General features: G+C 73.3%; 12 protein-coding genes. 6 read left to right on the top strand and 6 right to left on the bottom strand.

Annotation, left to right across the window (positions count from 1 at the left end; genetic code table 11):
• Positions 1-145: 145 nt before the first annotated feature.
• Positions 146-1,735 (top strand): NsdA family TPR-like regulatory protein, encoded by a 1,590-nt coding sequence (locus IEY93_RS13615; protein ID WP_189163391.1) that lies wholly within the window; start codon positions 146-148, stop codon positions 1,733-1,735.
• Here IEY93_RS13615 and IEY93_RS13620 read toward each other — a convergent pair.
• The 3 genes from IEY93_RS13620 to IEY93_RS13630 form a co-directional block, all read right to left on the bottom strand.
• Positions 1,732-3,324 carry an MptA/MptB family glycosyltransferase gene (locus IEY93_RS13620; protein WP_189163392.1) on the bottom strand — a complete coding sequence of 531 codons (1,593 nt, stop codon included), beginning with the start codon at positions 3,322-3,324 and terminating at the stop codon, positions 1,732-1,734. The two genes, IEY93_RS13615 and IEY93_RS13620, sit on opposite strands and share 4 nt — an antisense overlap.
• A 504-nt stretch (positions 3,325-3,828) precedes the next feature.
• The gene (locus tag IEY93_RS13625; protein ID WP_189163393.1) at positions 3,829-3,966 is read right to left on the bottom strand and encodes a hypothetical protein; all 138 of its coding nucleotides are present in this window, start codon (positions 3,964-3,966) and stop codon (positions 3,829-3,831) included.
• Entirely contained in the window at positions 3,963-6,032 is a 2,070-nt protein-coding gene (locus IEY93_RS13630; protein WP_307837553.1) for a phosphatidylglycerol lysyltransferase domain-containing protein, read from the bottom strand. Before IEY93_RS13630 ends, IEY93_RS13625 begins: the two co-directional genes overlap by 4 nt.
• Here IEY93_RS13630 and IEY93_RS13635 point away from each other — a divergent pair.
• Positions 5,914-7,086 carry an alpha/beta hydrolase gene (locus IEY93_RS13635; protein WP_189163395.1) on the top strand — a complete coding sequence of 391 codons (1,173 nt, stop codon included), beginning with the start codon at positions 5,914-5,916 and terminating at the stop codon, positions 7,084-7,086. The genes IEY93_RS13630 and IEY93_RS13635 overlap by 119 nt on opposite strands.
• 21 nt (positions 7,087-7,107) lie before the next feature.
• Here the strand turns inward: IEY93_RS13635 and IEY93_RS13640 are convergent, their stop codons facing one another.
• The gene (locus tag IEY93_RS13640) at positions 7,108-7,749 is read right to left on the bottom strand and encodes a PaaI family thioesterase (RefSeq protein WP_189163396.1); all 642 of its coding nucleotides are present in this window, start codon (positions 7,747-7,749) and stop codon (positions 7,108-7,110) included.
• Between the two features lie 470 nt (positions 7,750-8,219).
• On the opposite strand from IEY93_RS13640, the gene IEY93_RS13645 reads away from it, so the two are divergent.
• Positions 8,220-8,921 (top strand): CHAP domain-containing protein, encoded by a 702-nt coding sequence (locus IEY93_RS13645; RefSeq protein WP_189163397.1) that lies wholly within the window; start codon positions 8,220-8,222, stop codon positions 8,919-8,921.
• 83 nt (positions 8,922-9,004) lie between these two features.
• Here IEY93_RS13645 and IEY93_RS13650 read toward each other — a convergent pair whose 3' ends face one another.
• On the bottom strand, positions 9,005-9,541 hold the full coding sequence (locus IEY93_RS13650; RefSeq protein ID WP_189163398.1) for an NUDIX hydrolase family protein: 537 nt from the start codon (positions 9,539-9,541) through the stop codon (positions 9,005-9,007).
• Positions 9,542-9,614: 73 nt separating this feature from the next.
• The gene (locus tag IEY93_RS13655; protein ID WP_189163399.1) at positions 9,615-11,867 is read right to left on the bottom strand and encodes an MMPL family transporter; all 2,253 of its coding nucleotides are present in this window, start codon (positions 11,865-11,867) and stop codon (positions 9,615-9,617) included.
• Positions 11,868-12,001: 134 nt separating this feature from the next.
• Here IEY93_RS13655 and IEY93_RS13660 point away from each other — a divergent pair, with 134 nt between their 5' ends.
• The 3 genes from IEY93_RS13660 (at position 12,002) to IEY93_RS13670 (ending at position 19,399) form a co-directional block, all read left to right on the top strand.
• The gene (locus IEY93_RS13660) at positions 12,002-12,640 is read left to right on the top strand and encodes a helix-turn-helix domain-containing protein (protein ID WP_189163400.1); all 639 of its coding nucleotides are present in this window, start codon (positions 12,002-12,004) and stop codon (positions 12,638-12,640) included.
• 3 nt (positions 12,641-12,643) lie between these two features.
• Positions 12,644-15,322 (top strand): ATP-binding protein, encoded by a 2,679-nt coding sequence (locus tag IEY93_RS13665; protein ID WP_189163401.1) that lies wholly within the window; start codon positions 12,644-12,646, stop codon positions 15,320-15,322.
• Between the two features lie 429 nt (positions 15,323-15,751).
• Positions 15,752-19,399: a S8 family serine peptidase gene (locus tag IEY93_RS13670; RefSeq protein WP_229691107.1), complete on the top strand. Its 3,648-nt coding sequence runs from the start codon at positions 15,752-15,754 to the stop codon at positions 19,397-19,399.
• Positions 19,400-19,451 lie beyond the last annotated feature (52 nt).

The following is a 19,451-nucleotide window of genomic DNA, read 5'->3' on the forward strand; positions in this document are numbered from 1 at the left end:
AACCCCTGTTCCGGGCGGCGCGCGGCCGGACGGCGCGGAAACCGGCGATCCGGCCGCCGATTACCGGCAACCCAGCGTAGCCGGGTGGCTACTTTGGCTACTCTCGGTGTCGGCGATACACACGGGGGCACGGAGGGGTATTGCTATGCCGCGGAAACCGCGCAGCCTCAAAGAGGAGATGGACCGCCTCACCACCGAGCTACGGGACCGGGGGGCGACGTGGACCGAGATCGCGAGGGAGTTCCAGCGCCGCTACCGGCTCAACTCCCGTCAGGCGTTCCGCGAGGCCCATCGGTACACGCAGGAACGCGTGGTGGACGAGTGGAGGGCGCTGTGGCCGTCCGAGCCGTTCAGCGTCCGTAAGCTCGGCTCGTGGGAGGCCTGGCCGGCGATCACCGGCAACGAGCCTCCGGTGGCCGGGCTCAACCGGCTGGCCCGCATATACGGGTGCCGGGCGCGCGACCTGGTCGACGGCGAGGACCACACGGCGTCCGACCAGAACGTGATGGCCGCCCGCGCCCGTGACGCCGTGCCCTCGCCCCGTCCGGCCACGCTCGCCTTCAGCGAGATCCAGGCCGTGCTTCCTTCCCAACCCCTTCCCGGGCCGATGTCTCCGGCGCAACAGCGCGAGCGGGAGTACGACCGGCTCGTCCAGGCATTCACCGATTGGGCAACACAGATGAACCGACGTGACGCTCTCGCCCTCATCGGGGCGGCGGCGACCTCCGCTTACGCCTCGCCTCTGGCCGACAGGGCAGACGAGTCGCAGCGGCCGGCGATGGCGGGAGCCGATCCGAGCAGGGTGGACGACGCCACGCTCGGCCACGTCCAGGCGGTGCTGCGGCACGCCATGCGCCAGGAGGACGCGCTCGGGCCGCAGGCCGCGCTGGCCACGGTGCTCGCGCAGCGGCAGCTCGTCGCCGGACTGCTGTCGGCGGGCGTGCCGGGGCACATGCGCGCCAAGACGCTGTCGCTGCTCGCCGACATCCATCGCTGCACGGCCTGGATGCTGTTCAACCTGAACGACTTCCGCGGGGCGGACCACCACTACGCGCAGGCGCGTGAGGCCGCGCACCAGGCCGACGACGACGCGATGTGCAGCATGGTGCTGGCGAACTGGAGCCAGCTCGCCACCTGGCGCGGCGACCCGCGGCTCGGCGTCGAGCACGCGCTCGGGGCGCTCGCCTGGGGGCAGCGGGCGGGCAGCCGCTTACTGACCGCCTACGCGTGCGACGTCGGCGCCCGCGCCTACGCCGCCGTGGTGCGCCGATCGGCGCGGGGAGAGCGACGCCAGGACCAGGCCCGTTGCTTCCGCTCGGTGGAGCAGGCCGAGCGCGAGCTGCACGGCGCCGCCGCGGACGATCCGGGGGCCCGGCTCGTCCCCTTCTATGGGGAGGGGCAATATCTGTCGACCAAGGCGGGCTGCCTGCTCGACACCGGCGACCCGGCGCGGGCGCTGGATGTCGCCACCACCGCGGCGGCCGGCATCGACCCGGCGTTCGTCCGCAACGCCGCCTACATCCGGTTGAAGACGGCCCAGGCCCACCTGGAGCTGCGTGACATCGAGCAGGCGTGCGAGCATCTCGGTGAGGCGGCCCGCCTGGCCGCGCGCAACACCTCTCCCCGGCTGGTGCGCTCGGTGATGGAGACGCGCGAGAAGCTCGGCCCCTGGCACCGCACCCGCAGCGTGGCCGCGCTGGACGAGCGACTGCATGTCACCCGGCTCATCGCCTAGGCCGCTCCACCGCCCCGGGCTCTCGCTCTGTGGCGGAACGCGCCCGCCACGGCGAGCCCCACCACGCAGATGATGATCAGGTCCGCGGCCAGCGGGGCGACCCAGGGACGGTAGACCTCGAAGATCCACTGGGTGAAGGCCGCCGGGGTCAGGACGCCCACCGCGCCGGGCAGGTAGATGAGACCGGTGACGACGCCGCGGGCGGCCGTCAACCCGTCCAGCCGGCCCGCCGGCATCAGGGCGAGCAGCGGGAACACCATGGCGTCGTACCACGGATGGCCCACCGGGGAGGTGAGCAGCCAGCCCAGGCACCAGGCCAGAGCGGGGCGTACGGCGGCCTGCCCGAGGGACGGGACGCCACGGCCGTCCCCGGTGATCGGCGCGAGGGCCGCGGCGGCGCCGGCCGGCATCCGCGGGTGCGAGCCCGCGGGCCCGGGCGGAAGACCAAGGCACAGCAGCACCGCGATGAGGATGCCCGCGGCGAGCGCGAGGCGCCCCTCCAGCACGGACGACTGCACGCCGAGGCCCATCGCGTCGGTGATCACCCGCCATGGATCGGCCAGCGAGTGCGCCCCGATCTTGCCCAGCAGGTTGCTCAGCGCCTCCGGCCCCTGAGTCGCGTACGCGGCGAGCAGCGCGGTGCCGGCGCCCATGCCCAGCGCCAGGAGGGTGGCGGGTGATCGCCGGGCCGCCCAGGCCAGACCCGCCCCGGCCAGGATGAACGGGGCCTTGACCGCGGCCGCGGCGCCGAGCAGCACGCCCGCCGCCAGGCCCGCGGCCACGCCGCCCCGGCCCAGCGCGAGCAGGGCCGCGACCAGCAGGGCCGCGCCGAGGCCGTCCACATGGCCGCCGAGCACGACGTGCCACAGCATCAGTGGGTTGAGGGTCCACAGCAGGTGGACGCGCAGGCGCCGCTCGCGGCCAGGGCCGGCGAGCCGGTCCAGCATGAGCGCCGTCAGCAGGAATGCCCCGGCGGTCAGGAGCTTGAGCAGCAGCACGGTGCCCGCCATCGTGCCCCCGCCGAGCGTGGCGGCGGCGGCCTGCGCCCAGGTGGCCAGCGGCCCGTACACCGAGGGGGCGTGCCGCCAGGCGAGCGGCGCGTACCGGCCGACGGGGTCGGCGATCTCGTGCAGCCAGGCGGGGGTGGTGACGTACGGGTCGTGGCCGAGGGCGGCGATCCGGCCGTACACGGCGTAGTTCAGCACGTCGGTGGAGCCCGCGGGCGGCAGCACCGCGAGGACGGCGACGGCGAGCACGGCGGCGACCGGGATCAGGCCGCGCGGCGGGCGCCAGCCGCGGCGCAGCCCGCCGAGCGCGACGGCGAGGCCGAGGCCGCCGGCGATGACCACCGTCCAGCACAGGACGAGCACCGCCAGGTCGGCGGGGGCGGCCCGCAGGGACCACGGCGGGCCGTCGCCGCCGACGTCGGGCACCGCCGCGGACGGCCCGAGCAGGCCGATGACCGCCATCAGGACGACGGCCAGCGCGATCAGGCCGAGCCCGGCGTGGCCGGCCAGCCGGGCCTGGCGGGGAGCCGCGGCGGGAACCGGATCCGCCGCCGGCGGGCGCGTGGCGGGTCGAGCCGTCATCTGCACGGGCCGGTCCTCTCACATCGGCGCGCACGGGAGGGGTCGCGGACATGCGTATCCGGCGAACGCCTGTTCGGTGCACGGGGAGCTGTCCAGCGAAGTGCCACTTTAAGGGTAGATCGGACCGGTCGCCGCCGCGCGTGGCCACCGGACGGGCCTACCGGCGATCACCGGTCGTGCCCGCGAACCAGGAAGCGGCGGAGGAGCACCGAACGTACGCCACGCCGGGGCCCGCCGGCGACGATCGCGCCCGCGAATCACGCCTCTCGTCGGCATCGACCGCCATTGCACCTTAGGTTCCGGGCGCGCAGCGCACCGTGCGATCCGTCACCTCGGCCAGGCGGACACATGCGCACGGAGTCGACGATGCGGCAGCCCATCATGGCGGCGAATCGCACCCCTTTCGCAGTCACCAATAAACCCGGAGAATTCCTCTCATCGGTATCGGTGCGCACGATCCGGCGCATTATTCGCGCCCCGCCGCCCCGGAGCACAGGCCGCCGATCAACCCACACGCCCGACCTCTTCGTGCAACGGCCGCGAAAGCAGAAGATCACCTTTGTCCACCACCGGATGGACATCCCCGCCAACGGCCAGAAAAATAGTGAATATCGCGAAATTCGGAATGTACTCCGGGGTCACGGAGAGATCGGAAGCGGCCCCGGGGAGGCCGCCGGCCCCGGTGGCGCGGTGCCCGCTCCGGAACGGCGCCGCCGGAGGGGGAAGACCCGGCCGGCGCTCAGGAACGCCTCCGCCCGGAGCGCGGCGACCCCGATGCGGGGCAGGTCGCGCGCCGTTGGATAGACCAGGAAGCGCGGCTCCCACGAGGGCCGGAACTTCTCGTTGAACCGGTACAGCGACTCGATCTGGAACCACCGGGACAGGAAGACCAGGATGCCGCGCCAGGCCCGCAGCACCGGCCCGGCGCCGAGGCGCTCTCCCCGGGCCAGGGCCGAGCGGAACATGGCGAAGTTCAGGGAGACGCGGGTCACGCCCAGCGAGGGGGCGGCCTGCAGCGTCTTGACGATCAGCAGTTCGTTCAGCCCCGGGTCGGCGTCCCGGTCGCGGCGCATCAGGTCCAGCGAGATGCCGCCACTTCCCCAGGGCACGAAGTGCAGCACCGCGCGCAGGTCTCCGCCGGGACGCTCCCCGCCGTCCCGGCCGGGCTTGTGCGCGGTGACCACCACGCAGTCGTCGTCGGCGGGGTCGCCGAAACGGCCGAGGGCCATGGAGAAGCCGCGCTCGGTCTCGGTGCCGCGCCAGGAGCGGGCGGCGGCGCGGATCTGCTCCCGGTCGTGCTCGCTGAGCTCGCGCACCCGCCGGACCAGGCACTTGTAGCCCGCTCGCTCGGTGCGGGCGGCCATCTGGCGTACGTTGCGCATGGCCCGCCCCTGCAGGGTGAAACCGGCGACGTCGACGACCGCCTCGTCGCCGATCTCCAGCGCCGACAGCCCCGCCTCCCTCGTCCAGATCTCACCGCCCATCTCGCTGCACCCGATGACGGCCGGCACCCAGGCGTGCCGCCGCACTTCCTGCATGAAGCACCTGATGGCCCCCGGCCACGCCTCGGGGTCGCCGATCGGGTCGCCGCTGGCCAGCATCACCCCGGCGACGACGCGGTAGGCGATCACGGCCTTGCCCGAGGGCGAGAAGATGACGCTCTTGTCGCGGCGCAGGGCGAAGTAGCCGAGGGAGTCCTGCCGGCCGTGCCGGTCGAGCAGGGCGCGCACCCGGCCCTCGTCCTCGTCGCCGAGCGCGGCGACCGGCCGCTCGGGGCGCAGAGCGAGGTAGAGCGTCGTGATCGCGGTGAGCGCGCCGAGGCCCGCCAGCGAGAAGTAGACCAGGTCGGCGGTGCCGTCGAGGGAGTACTCGACCGGGCCCTGCATGCCGGCCAGGCCGAGCAGCACGTGGCGCAGCCGCTCGCCCGCCGAGGGGTCGCCGACGATCGTGGCCGGGTGCACGCTCACGATCATCCAGCCCATGCCCAGATCGAGGACGCCGAACGCGAGGAGGTTTCCCAGGGCCCGCCAGCGTGAGCGGGGGTCGGACAGGGCGTGGAACTCGCCGCGGTTGATCAGCAGGACGGCGAACAGCACCAGGCTGATGACGGCGGTGGCGGAGTGCCGCCAGCGCAGGCCTTCGACCGCGGCGCCCAGCGGAAGGAGCACGACCACCGCGCGCCAGGCCCGCGCCTTCCTGCGGCGGAGCGCGTGGGCGAGCATGACGAGCAGGACGCCCACCAGCAGCGAGGCCGCCGCCGCCAGGGAGGTGACCGTACCGGGGAGCACGTCGGCGATCAGGCTGACCCGGCTACGCCGGAAATGCGGCGCGATTCCGCGCACGATATCCAATATTCCGACGAAAAAAGCGGCATATCCTGCCGCAGCGGGCACCCAGGATCGCGAGACGAGCATTCGCGAAAGGCGTCTCCATTCGTTCACGTCAGGACACACTAGAGGGTGAGGTCCGTGCTTCGAATGTCCGTGAGGTGATACATCCTTATCTTGGCCATATCGCGGCCGGATGACTTTCAGGCGGCCTTCACCATGGCGGTCGCGAAGGCACGGCCGAGACCGGGGGAGAGTCGAATTGGCACTCACAACACTGAAGCTGCAGCTTCTGATGTGCCTGCTCGCCGTCGCGGGCCTGGTCGTGTCGGTGTGGTGGATCTGGCCGCGGCTGAGCGCCCGCACCTGGCCGGCGATCATCGGCCGGGTCTGCGTGCTGCTGGGGAACCAGCTGCTGACGTTTCTCGCGGTCGCCCTGGCCGTGAACAACTATTTCGGCTTCTACGCCGGCTGGAACGACCTGTTCGGCACCGGGGACGATGCCGTCGCGCCCATCGTGGCGGACGCCGGCGGCAACGGGGCCGGCCCCGGCCAGGCGGGCGGGGTCCAGGTGGTGCGCACCACGCGCGCGCCGTCGGACGGCAAGGGAAGCCCCGCCGGGCGGCTGCAGCAGGTCGTGATCTCCGGGTCGGCCTCCGGGCTGAGCGCCCCCGCGTACGTCTACCTGCCGCCGGAGTACTCCGAGAAGAGGTACGCCCGCACGCGCTTCCCTGCGATCGTGGCGCTGACCGGATACCCGGGGGACGCCCGCAACCTGATCACCCGGATGAACATGCCGATGGTGGCCGCCAGTGCCGTCCACCGGCACGAGATGCCGCCGACGGTCCTGGTGCTCATGCGCCCCACCGTCGCGCCGCCCCGCGACACCGAGTGCATGGACGTGCCCGACGGGCCGAAGGTCGAGACGTTCTTCACCAAGGACGTGCCCTCGTCGCTGGCCGGCGCCTACCGGCTGGGGTCGGACGCCGCGAGCTGGGGCATTCTCGGCGCGTCCACCGGCGGCTACTGCGCGCTGAAGATGGGCATGCGCCACCCGGAGGCGTACTCCGCGGTGGCGTCCCTGTCGGGCTACTACCGGGCACCGATCGACGCCACGACCGGCGACCTGTTCGGCGGCGACCGCCGGTTGCAGAACGAGAACGACCTGATGTGGCGGATCACCCACCTGCCGCCGCCGCCGATCTCGGTGCTGGTCGCCACCAGCGAGAAGGGTGAGTCCAACTACCGCGCGACGCTGGACTTCCTCGCGGCGGTGCGGCCGCCGATGCAGGCCTCGTCGCTGATCCTGCCGAGCGGCGGGCACAACTTCAACACCTGGAGCCGCGAGGTGCCCCAGGCCCTCCCCTGGCTGGCGCAGCAGTTGCGCGTCCCCGCCGACCCGGCGCCCGCCGTCACGCCGTCCCCGCCATCGTGACCGGCCCGGTGACCGCCGGGCTCAGCCGCCGAGGACGACTTCGGCCCACTGGGACGGGGTGATGAACAGGCCGGTGGCCTCCACCAGCGGCGTCCCGTCCGGCAGGGCGATCATGCCGTCGACCCAGGTCTTGCGTCCCTCGGTGCGGCCGACGGCGGCCGTGCCGACGACCGGCGTGCCGTAGGGGATGGGCTTGCGGTAGCGCAGGCTCAGGGTGCCGGTCATGGCGGCCCGCCCGGAGGCGGCCACCGCCTCTCCCAGCAGATGGTCGAGGATCATCGCGCTGACGCCGCCGTGCACCAGGCCGGGCGGTCCTTCGTGCACCGGGCGGAAGGTGATGCCGGCCCGGACGCCGCCCTCGGGCCGCCGTTCGATGACGAGCGGGAGCGCGTGCGGGTTCGTGTCGCCGACGACGGCGTTGCCGAGGTGGCGGAACCGGCCGTCCGGCCCGATGTCCGGCTGCGCCGGAGCCGTGCGGCGGGCCGCGCCGAGCCGATCGGTCAGTGCGGCGAGCTCGGCCGTCACCGCGCGCAGCTCCCGTTCGGGCACGTCGGTCAGGGCGACCGCGTCGGTCAGGTCGCGCGCGTGCTGGGCGAGCACGGCGAGAGCCGCGAGGCGGGCCTCGCCGTCGGACTCCTGCGGCGGGGCGAGGTCGGGCATCATGACGCCGATTGTAGGCCGCACCTCCGAATGCCGTTCGGTTCTGACGGTTTTAGTCAAGTTTGTGGAAAGAAATCCGGTTCGTGGAATGCGTCGCCACGGAGCCGCCAGGACGCGCAAACCCCGGCCAGGACAGGGTTTCCGGTGTGCCCTGGCGATCGGCAGCCAGCGCCAGGCCCTCCCTTGGCCCCCTTTTGACCTGGGCTTTTCCTGACTAACGTCCTGCCACACGGGTTGGCGGCCCCCACCGGCACCCGTCCCCACGTCAACGACCGGCGCCCCAGCCGGTCATGTCCGCGTCCGGACCGGCACCCCCCGCCGGCCCTCGGCCGCCGCCGGAACCGGTACCCCCGCCGATCCGGCGCCCGGCCGGGCCGGCGACGCCCCTCGCCGGCGTGGGCGCCCCGCCGAAGCCGGTGCCCCCGCGCCGGCCGTACACACGGAAGGTTCCCTCACTTCCCATGTCGCCTGAGATGCGAAAGCTCCTCGACCTGCTCCGGACCCAGATCGGCTACAGCGAGCAGGCCGGCGGATACACCAAGTACGGAGACTGGTACGGCAAGAACGTGGAGTTCGACTCCGACTACTCGGCCCAGCCCTGGTGCGACATGTTCCTGTCGTGGGCCGCGCACCGGCTCGGCTACCAGAAGTGGTTCGGTCAGTTCGCCTTCACCCCCTACCACGCCGAGTGGTTCGTCGAGCAGGGCGCCTGGGGCACGACCCCCGAGCCGGGCGCGCTGGTGTTCTACGACTGGAGCGGCTCCGGCGCCATCGACGGTATCGATCACGTCGGCATCGTGACCTCCGTCGACGGGGACACCATCCACACCATCGAGGGCAACATCGACGGGCAGTACGCCCGGGAGAAGGTCCGCGACCAGACCTACGTCGTCGGGTACGGCTACCCGGACAAGGTCAGGGTCAAGCAGGAGGCACAGGCCAAGGCCCTGGCCGGCAAGGCGGTCGCCCTCAAGCCCGTGGCCGCGGAGTTCTCGCTGGCGCCGGCCATGACCGCCACGCCCGGCACAGCGGGCGATCTCGCCGGCGGCCGGGAGGCGCCCGGCGCCGCGGCGCTGCTGGTCCCGCTGCTCATCGCCATCCTGGTCCTGGTCGCCTGCCACAAGGCCCGGCGCGCCCTCGCGGGCCCCGCCTCCGCCCGCCCGCGGAGCGAATGACCAAAGCGCCCGTCCCGCCTTCACCGGCGGGGCGGGCACCCTCCACCGAGCCCGGACGCCGCCGGGGCGCCCGCGCCCGAAGGTCAGGTCAGCCGGCCGACGTGGGCGAGGGCCTGCTTCACCAGAACGCCCTGCCCGCCGGTCATCTCCTGCTGCACCATCGGCGAGGCGGCCTCCTCGGGCGTGAACCACACCAGGTCCAGCGCGTCCTGCCGGGGCCGGCAGTCACCGGCGACCGGGACGATGTAGGCCAGCGACACGGCGTGCTGGCGCGGGTCGTGGTAGGCCGTGACACCCGGGGTCGGGAAGTACTCGGCGACGGTGAACGGCTGCGGGGAGACGGGAACCCGCGGCAGCGCCACCGGGCCGAGGTCCTTCTCCAGGTGCCGCAGCAGCGCGTCGCGTACCCGCTCGTGGTGCAGCACCCGACCGGAGACCAGGGCACGGCTGACCGCCCCGTCCGGCGTGATGCGCAGCAGCAGGCCCACGTGGGTGACCACACCGGCCTCGTCCACTCGAACCGGCACCGCGTCGACGTAGAGGATCGGCATCCGCCCCCGCACCGACTCCAGCTCCTCGGGAGCGAGCCAACCAGGTGCGGTTCCGGTCTTTTCGGTCATCTGCTGATCGTACTTCCCCTTCCCCCGCGGTACGCCTCCGGTCCGGCAATGAGCACGAGCGGGTGTCTCGCTTTCAGGACCGGGATGTGGTGACCAGGGTCCGGTCCTGGTCCTGGCCGCTCGGGGGATCGTCGTCCTCGCCGTGGCCGGCGACCGACAGGTCGGGCAGGATGCGGTCGAGCCAGGCGGGGCACCACCAGTTGAGCCGGCCCAGCAGCACCATCGTGGCCGGCACCAGCAGGCCGCGGATGATCGTCGCGTCCACGGCGATGGCGACCGCGAGGCCGACGCCGAACACCTTGACCAGCGGGTCCGGGTAGGCGATGAAGGCGACGAACACCACCACCATGATCAGCGCGGCGGAGGTGATCACCCGTCCGGTGGCGCCGAGGCCCTCGGCGACCGCGCGCCGGTTGTCGCCGGACCGAAGAAAGGCCTGGCGCACCGAGGTCAGCAGGAAGACCTCGTAGTCCATCGACAGCCCGAACAGCACCGCGAACAGCATCAGCGGCACGTACGAGTCGATCGGCACGGTGAAGAACAGCGTCGACAGGTACGAGCCCCCGGCCGAGACCGGCGGGTCCATGCCGACCAGCCTGCTGCCGAGCCCGTAGGAGAACACGATGGCCAGCGCGCCGAACGCCGCGCCCAGCGAGACGAGGTTCATCAGCGCCGCCTTGAACGCCACGATCGGCGCGCGGAAGGCCAGCAGCAGGAGCAGGGCGCTGAGCAGCACGACGACGCCGATCACCGTCGGGGTGCGCTCGGCGATGCGGTCACTGGCGTCGGTCATGCCGGCCACCTCGCCGCCGACGTGCAGCCGCACGCCGGGGACGTCCAGGCCGCGCACCTCGCCCACCACACCGAAGGCGCGCGGATCGCTCGGCGCGTAGTCGGTGACCACCGAGAACAGGACGGAACGGCCCGAGACATCGATCTTGGCAGGCGACACGTGGGCGACGCCGGGGACGTCCGCGAGGCGGTCGCCGATGCGGGTCACGATCTGCGCCGGCGGGTCGCTGACCGCGACCTTGGCGTCCAGCTCGCCGACGACGATCAGCGGGCCGTTGCTGCCCGGGCCGAACCCCGCCTCCATCAGCTCGTACGCCCGCCGCGCGTCCTGGCCGCGGTCGGCGTACCCGTCGTCGATGGGCCCGAGTTTGAGCCCCAGGGCAGGGGCGGCCAGGGCGCCGAGCACGGCGGCGGCCAGCGCCAGCACCCGCCAGGGGCGGCCGGCGACCCAGGTGCCGAGGGCGGCCCAGCCGGTCGTCCCGGAGTGCGCCCCCTCCCGGCGGGGCCCGGTGAACGGGAGGCGCAGCGCGTTGATCCGGTGGCCGAGGAGCCCGAGCAGGGCCGGCACCAGCGTCAGCGAGGTGAGCACGGCGCACACGACCGAGATGCCGGTGATCCAGCCCAGCGTGCGCAGCAGCGGGAACCCGGCGAGCAGGAGCGCGCTGAGCGCGATGACCACCGTGCCGCCCGCGAAGAAGACCGCCCCGCCGGCGCCCTCGGTCGTGCGGCGGACCGACTCGTGCACCGGCACGCCGTCGGCGAGCAGCTTGCGGTGCCGCGACAGCAGGAACAGGGCGTAGTCGATGCCGACGCCGAGGCCGATCATGGACGCCATGACCGACGCCTGCTTGGGCACGTCGACCAGGTGGCCGAGCAGGCCGATGACGCCGAGCCCGACGCCGAGGCTGACGATGGCGGTGAAGATGGGCACCATCGCGGCGACCAGCGTGCCGAAGGCCAGCAGCAGCACCAGCAGCGCGCAGGCCAGGCCGATGATCTCGCTGGATCCGGTGGTGATCTCCTTGTCGGCCGGGGTGCCGTTGTCGGCGACGACCGCCTCGACGCCGGTGGCGCGCACCGGCTGCACGGCCGCCGAGATCCGCCGCGAGGTCTCGGCGAGCGTGCCCTCCTCCTGGCCGGACAGCCGCACCGTGAGCACGCCGATGGCCAGGCTGGGGGACATGCCGCCCATGCGGTAGGGGGTGTCCACCTGGACCACGTGCGGCACCTCGCGGATCCGCGTCATGGCCGTGTCGACCGCGCGCTCGCGTTCGTCGGAGACGAGCGTGCCGTTCGCGGCGTACAGGACGACCTGGAAGGTGCCACCCGTGTCGTATCCGGGGCCGAAGCCGTCGCGCATCAGGTCGTGCGCGCGCTGGGCGTCGCTGCCGGGGATGGAGACGTTGTTGCTGACCGGGCGTCCGAACACCAGCGTCCCGGCGGTCAGCGCCGCCGCCAGGATGATCCATGCCGCCAGCACGACGCGCCCGTGCCGCGCGCACCACCCGCCCAACCGGCCGAGCAACCTAGCCATCGGTGACCGTCCCAGACACTATTGAGGAATCGGAAACGCCGCGGAAACAATGTTCTGTACGACCGTACAGATCGTACGTTCAAAGCTTAGGCGGGAATATCGTGGAATGCCGGATCGCACCGAGAAGTGAGACGATGACCACACTCGATCGTGGCGGCGACACCCGTGCCCGCATCCTCGCCGCCGCCCAGCAGCTGTTCGCCGAGCGCGGCTACGCCGCGACGTCCCTGGCCGACATCGCCGCACGGGTGGGCCTGACCAAGACGGCCGTGGCCTACCACTTCCACCCGAAGGACCGCCTGGCGGCCGAGCTCATCGCCCCCGCGGCCGATGACCTGTTCTCCCTGCTCGGCGCGGAGCACGGGGACGACCCGCGCGGGTTCGTCGCGCCGCTGACCGGCTTCGTGGTCCGGCACCGCACCGTCATCGGCCTGCTCATGGAGGACATCGGCGGCGCCGACCAGGCGGCTCCCGGGTCCCGGGGGGACGCCATCCGGACCTTCCGCGACGAGATCCACACCCGGCTGGCCGGGCCGGCGCCCGGCGCCGCGGCCCGGGTGCGCGCGTGGGCGGTGATGGGCGCGCTGCAACTGGCCGTGGTCCAGACCATGGACCTCCCGGAGGATTCCGTGCGCGACCTGCTGCTCACCGCCGCGCTCGCCGCCTACGACGCCATCCCCCCTCGCGGCGACACCGCCTCCCCACCCGGCGGCGCGTCATCCTCGGCGGCGGCCACCTCCCGCGACGGGTCCTCCTCCGTCCGGGCCCGGTGACGGGTGGCCGGCTCTGAGGAGGCTCCCTTACCGTTCCCCGGTTCCCCCGCCGACGCCGCCGAGCCGGTCGACCGGCTCGCCGTCCTGCGCCGGCTGGCCGCCGCGCTGCTCCACCCGCCTCTGACCGTGCTGTTCCACGGCGAGGCCGGCATCGGCAAGAGCCACCTGCTCGCCGAGACCGAGGCGCTGGCCGCGACCATGGGCTACCGCGTGCTGCACGGCCAGGCCCGCGACTTCGGCAGCGGTCTGGCCTACGCCTCGCTCGCCGACGCCCTCGGCACGCTGCGCACCGACCCCGCGGCGGGCGAGCCACTCGGGGAACTGCTGGACGCCATCGACCAGGCCGCCCTGGGCGCCACCGGCGCCGCCCCGGCCGTGCGCACCGCCAACCTGCTGGAGGCGCTGCCCGGCCGCACCTTCCTGGCGATCGACGACCTCCACCTCGCCGACGCCGACACCCTGAGCGCGCTGTCCTACCTTCCCCGGCGGGTGCGCGGCCTGGTGGTCGCCGGCACCGCCCGGCGCCCGCCCGCGATGGACGCCGACCTGGCGATCCGGCTCGGCCCGCTGTCACGCGAGGAGGTCGCCGCGCTGGTCACCGGCCTGCTCGGCCGCACCCCGAGCGAGGCCACCGTGCGCCGGATCCACGAGGAGAGCCGGGGCAACCCGTGGTTCGCCCGGGAGGCCGTGCTCACCCTCGTGCAGGGCGGGGCCGTGCAGGCCGCCGTCCCCGTGCCGCGCCGGGGCGCCCTGCTCAGCCGGCTGTTCCAGCGCGACCAGGGCGGGCGCGGCCTGGCCAGGGTGCTCGCGGCGCTGCGCCGTACGCGGCCGGCCGGCCTGGCCGACCTCCCCGTGCTCGCGGAGGTCGCGGGCCTGGACGCGGCCGAGGCCGAGCGCGCCTTCGACGGGCTGATCAGGGACGGCCTGGTCCTGCCGGCAGGCGGGGACGCCTACGACTTCGCCCATCCGCTGGTCGCCGAGGCCCTGTACGCCGACCTCGGCCCGGCCGAGCGGCGCCGCGTCCACGCCCGCATCGCCGATCTGCTGCGCGACCGGGGCCTGGACGGCACCCGCACGGTGCTCGAATGGGCCACCCACGTGGCCGAGGGCGGCTCGGGCGCCGAGGCGCTGACCGCCATGCTGCGCGCGGCCGAGACGACCCGCTGGACGGCGCCGCTGTCGGCCGCGCACTGGTACGGCAGGGCGGCCGAGCTCGCCCCGCCCGAGGAGGCCGGCGTGCTGCTCTCCCGGCAGACGCTGTCGTACTGGAAGGGCTCCCGCCCGGCCGACGCCCTGCGCGCCGGGCGGGCCGCCCTGGCCGTGCTGACGCCGGGCCGGCGGCACACCCGCACCGCCCAGACCGTGGTCAACGCCGCGCACGCCATGGGCCGGTACGAGCTGGCGGTGTCGATCGCCGCCGAGCAGCTCCCGCACGCGGACGACCCGACCGCCCTGCTGGCCCAGCAGGCCGTGATCGGCACCCAGCTCGGCCTCGACTCCGCCGACGCGGCGGCCGGGGCCGCCTGGCGCGCGCTGCCCGGCTGCCCGCCGCAGGACCTGGTCATCGCCCTGAGCGCGCTCGCCGGCGACGCGATCATCAAGGGCCGGTGGGCGCGGACCGAACGCGCGCTGACGGCTCTGCTGTCGGCCTCGGCGGCGCTGCCCCCCGCCGGGCGGCTGGCCGCCCTCGAGTCGGCCGCGCACATCCTGGCCAGCGCGGGGGCGCGCACCCGGGCGCTCGACCTGCTCTCCCAGGCCGAGCAGATCTACCGGGGCCTCGGCTGGCGCGACATCGCCGGGCAGCACGCCCGCACCATGGCCGTGGTGCGCCGTCTCGGCGGCGAGTGGGAGCACGCCCTGCGGGAGATCCGCTCCGACGCCCTGGCCCTCACCGAGGCCGGCCTGTGGGAGAACGCCGCGCTGCTGCGCAACATCGAGGTGGACATCCTGCTCGACCAGGGGCGCTACGACGAGGCGGGACGGCTGCTGGACGACCCGCCGCCCAACTGCGTGCTCCAGCGGTCGCTGCGCGCCCTGTTCAAGGCCCGCCGGGCGCTCGCCCTCGGCGATCGCGCCGCGGCGGCCCGGCTGCTGGACGAGGCCGCCGCGGGCCCTCCGGACGTCCGGCACCGCGAGCTCGCCGTCCGGGTCAACATGCACGTCACCGGCGGCGACCTGGCCGCCGCCCGGGCCGCGGCCGCCGACCTCGCGCAGGCCGCCGGCACCGGCACACCCCGGGCCCGGATGTCCGCCGACCTCGCCATGGCCATGACCTTCGGGGACGCCGCACGGGCCGAGGGCGCGCTGGAGGCCGCGAGGGCGGACGGGCTGCGGTTCGAGGAGGGCAAGGCCCGTCTGGTGCTCGGTGCGCTCGCCGGCGACGGCGCGCAGTTGACGCGGGCGCAGGCCATCTTCGCCGACCTGGGCGCCGTCCCCTGGCGTGACCGTGCCGGCCGGGCCCTGGCGAGCGCCGGGCTCGCCCCCTCCCCTGCCGCCGGGCTCACCCCCGCCGAGCGTCGCGTCATCGAGCTGGTCGCCGCCGGCATGTCCAACCCGCAGATCGCGGGCGAGCTGCACTACAGCCGCAAGACCGTGGAGGTGTACCTCTCCCGCGTCTACGCCAAGACCGGCCTGCGCTCCCGGGTGGAGCTCGCCCTCGCCCACGAACGCGGCGAGCTCTGACGCCGTCCGGCGAGCCCGGCCGATCACGGCACCGCCGCGTCCGGACGGGTCGCGTTCCGGTGCCTGCTCCAGGTCGCCGGGCTCCGCCTTCGCCGGCTCCGAGGCCCGTACGAGCGGGCTCTCGATGCACCCGCTACACGACTGTCCGATATGCGGTCATGTGCCGGAATAGTCAATGAAAGTGCAAAGTACAGCTAGAAAGTAATAAATTCAAGAACTTTACATGGCCTCTCCGGAGGTGATCGGATTCCTGCGTTCACCAACTCTGGAGGCCATGTGAGGCTGTCTACCCCCCGGAAGTCCGCGGCGTCGGTCGCCGCGGCTCTTCTCGCCATCGTGGCCGTCCCCGCGGCGGCGCACGGTGCCTCTCCTGTTCGACCTTCCACGGGGTCCTCAGCCGCGACCGGCGGCGCGCCGGTCACCATCACGTTGATCACCGGTGACAGGGTGACGCTGACCCCGCGCCCCGGCGGATCTCCCTCGGTGGACGTCCGGCGCGCGCCGGGAGCAACCGGCTCGGTGCGCATCGCCACCGAGGGCGAGGACATTTACGTCTACCCCGACGAGGCCGTCGCCTACATCGCGGCCGACCGGCTGGACAAGCAGCTCTTCAACGTGACCCGGCTGATGGCCCAGGGCTACGACGACGGGCACAGCGCCGACCTCCCTCTGATCGTCACCCGCGAGAAGGACTCGGCCGCACGCCGGTCCGGCGCCACGAACGGCCCATCGGCCCCCTCGCCCAGCGCGGCGCTGCCCGGCGCCGAGGTCACCCTGAGCCTTCCCTCCGTCGACGCTGACGCGGTCCGTGCCCGGCGCTCGACGGCCACGGCCTTCTGGTCGGCTCTCACCCGCACCGGCCAAGGTGACCGGCCGTCGGCGAAGCGGACCGGCGGCACACCGGAGCCTCCCTTCGCCGACGGCATCGGCAAGGTGTGGCTCGACGGCAAGGCGAAGGCGGCCCTCGCCGACACCACCGCGCAGATCGGCGCCCCCGCGGCCTGGGCCGCGGGAGGCACGGGCGCCGGGGTCCGGGTCGCCATCCTGGACACCGGCGTGGACACCACCCATCCGGACCTCGCCGGCCGCGTGGCGGCGTCCCGGAGCTTCATCCCCGGTCAGGAGGTCACCGACCGCAACGGGCACGGCACCCACACCGCCTCCACCCTGGCCGGGACGGGCGCCGCGTCCGGCGGCAAGGAGCGGGGAGTCGCCCCCGGCGCCGACCTGGTGGTGGGCAAGGTCCTCGACGACAGCAACTCCGGGCCCATCTCGGGCGTCATCGCGGGCATGGAGTGGGCGGCGCGGACCGAGCACGCCAAGGTGATCAGCATGAGCCTGGGCGTCGGCGGCTGGCACACCCAGGACGATCCGCTGAGCCAGGCGCTCAACCGGCTGAGCGCCGAGACCGGCGCGCTGTTCGTCGTCGCCGCGGGCAACGACGGCCCCGGCCCCTACAGCGTCGCCGCGCCGGGAACCGCGGACGCCGCGCTGACCGTCGGCGCGGTGGACGCCTCCGACCACCTCGCCGACTTCTCCAGCGCCGGGCCGCGCCTCAGTGACGACGCCCTCAAGCCCGACCTGACCGCTCCCGGCGTGAACGTGCTGGCGGCGCGCTCGCAGTACCTGGAGTGGGGCGAGGGCTTCTACCGCGAGGACAGCGGCACCTCCATGGCGACGCCCCACGTCGCCGGGGCGGCCGTCCTGCTGGCGCAGAAGCACCCCGACTGGTCCGCGCGGCAGATCAAGGACGCCTTGATGAGCACCAGCGTGCCGACCCCGGACTACAGCCCCTACCAGGCCGGCGCCGGCCGGCTGGACGTGGCCGCCGCCTACCTGAAGGACCAGGTCATCGCGAGCGGATCGGTGGACGCCGGTCTGGTCCGCTGGTCGTCCGAGCAGCAGCGGCAGCCGGTCAAGCGGAAGATCACCTACACCAACACCACTGACGCCCCCATCACCCTGGAGCTCACCACCGACCGTGGCGATGCCCCCGCGCAGGCGTTCACGACGGCCGCCGGCCACGTCACCGTGCCCGCGCGTGGCACCTCGGCGGTCGACCTCACGGTGGACCCGGAGGGGCTCGCCCCTGGCCGCTACACCGCCCAGGTCAAGGCGCGGTACGCGACCGGCGAGGTGCACACGACCGTAGGGGTCTCCGTCGAGTCCGAGAGGTACGACCTCACCGTCCACCTGAAGGACCGCGCCGGGCGGCCCGTGAGCGACAATGTCGAGATCAGGAGCGCCGACGGGGAAAGCACCTTCATGTGGGTCCCGGACGGGACGCTCACCAGCCGCTGGGCCCCCGGCTCCTACACGGTCCTGTCGCTTCCGGACGTGGAAGGCCTGCACGGAGCCCACTCGCTGGGGATGGCGGTGCTGATCGCTCCCGAGATCGACCTGACGAGCGACCGCACCGTCGAGCTCGACGCCTCACGGGCACGCCAGGTGAAGGTGGCGACCCCCAAGCCGACCAGCGTCGTCGCCGGCAGAGTCGACATCTACCGCTCCTTCACCTCGAGCCGGCCCGCACCCGGCGGCAACGGTGACCTGAAGGAGACGATCATGACTCCGGTCGCCTACGACAGCCTGTGGGCTCTACCCACGAAGAAGGTGAAGAAGGGCAGCTTCGTCTTCACCACCAGATTCCGCGCCGAGCAGACGCCGCTGAAGATCGACTACCGCGGCCGCAGCCTCGACGACGCCCTGGTGCAGCCCGGTTCCCCGACGATGCCGGACGGCACCTCGCGCCTTCCCGCCGTCTTCGCCGGCAACGGATCAACGGCCGACTACGCCGGCCAGTCCGCCCGCGGCAAGGTCGTGGTCGTCCGCGACGGCGACGCGGTGACCCCCGCAGATCGGGCCGCGGCGGCGCACACCGCCGGTGCGGCGCTGCTCCTGGTGGTCAACGACGGCACCGGCCGCAAGAGCGACTGGTACGGCGCCGCCGACGGCGTCTCCTCCGGGCCGATCCCGGTCGCCTCGCTGACCCTGGACCAGGGAGAAGACCTGATCCACGAGATCACTTCCGCGGGCAGGAAGGAGACCCGGCTGACGGTCGAGGCCCACCCGGTGCCGGAGTACCTGTACGACCTGGTCGACTACCACGATGGCGCGGTGCCCGCGGACCCCTCCGCCAAGACCGATCCCCGCGACCTCGCCCGAATCGATCTCGAATTCGCCCCGCCGACCGGCAGGCAGGTCAGCGAGTGGCGGGTGGACCACCCGCCGTACGAGTGGTACTCGGCTCCCCCGTTCGCCCCCGAGCCGGTCGCCCCGGGACGGCGTACCGACTGGGTCTCCGCCGGAGAGGGGATCATCTGGGAGCAGTCCGCCGGCCTGCAGGACTTCGGGTCCGCCAAGTCCGAGCCCCTGTCCTATCGGCCGGGGAGCGTACAGCGGGACCGCTGGTTCGGCCCCATCACCCGGCCACGCATGATCAGCGCCGAGGGCCCGTTCCGCGGCGAGTACGGACTCAGCGCCTACATCCAGGGGTTCGGCGACGCGGGAGCCGCGCACAGCGGCGGGTCCGGCCAGCCGGGCGTGTGGCAGCGGATCTCGATGTACCAGGGTGACAAGCGACTGGTCCAGTTCGAAGGCTGGCCCTCGCTGAACGTCGGACTGGAGCGGGAGAAACTGCCCTACCGGATCGTCGTCGAGACCAAGAGCGGCGGCCAGATCGGCCCCTACTCCTCCGCCACCACGACCGAGTGGCGCTTCACCTCCGGCGCCCCCGACAAGGAGTTCGAGGCCATCCCGCTGGTCCAGCTGGACTACGGCACCGATCTGGACGCCGAAGGCCGGGCGGGGCGCAGGCCGGAGCTGTCCATCACGCCGGTCGTGCTCAACGGCGGCGGCGCCAAGGACGCGGTCTCCTCGCTCACGCTGGACGTCTCCTACGACGACGGCGCGACCTGGCAGCGACAGGGCCTGAAGGAGAAGAAGGGCACCTGGCGGACGTCCCTGAACGCGCCGCAGCGGGCCGGCTTCGTGTCCATCCGGGTCACCGCCGGGCAGCACAACGGCGGCGGCGTCACCCAGACCATCACCCGCGCCTTCGGCCTCCGCCAGCCCTGAGCGAACGATCAGCGGGTGAGGCGGCGCCGGCGAACCCATCCCCGGCACCTGC

The organism is Sphaerisporangium melleum (genome assembly GCF_014646695.1).
GTDB lineage: Bacteria > Actinomycetota > Actinomycetes > Streptosporangiales > Streptosporangiaceae > Sphaerisporangium > Sphaerisporangium melleum.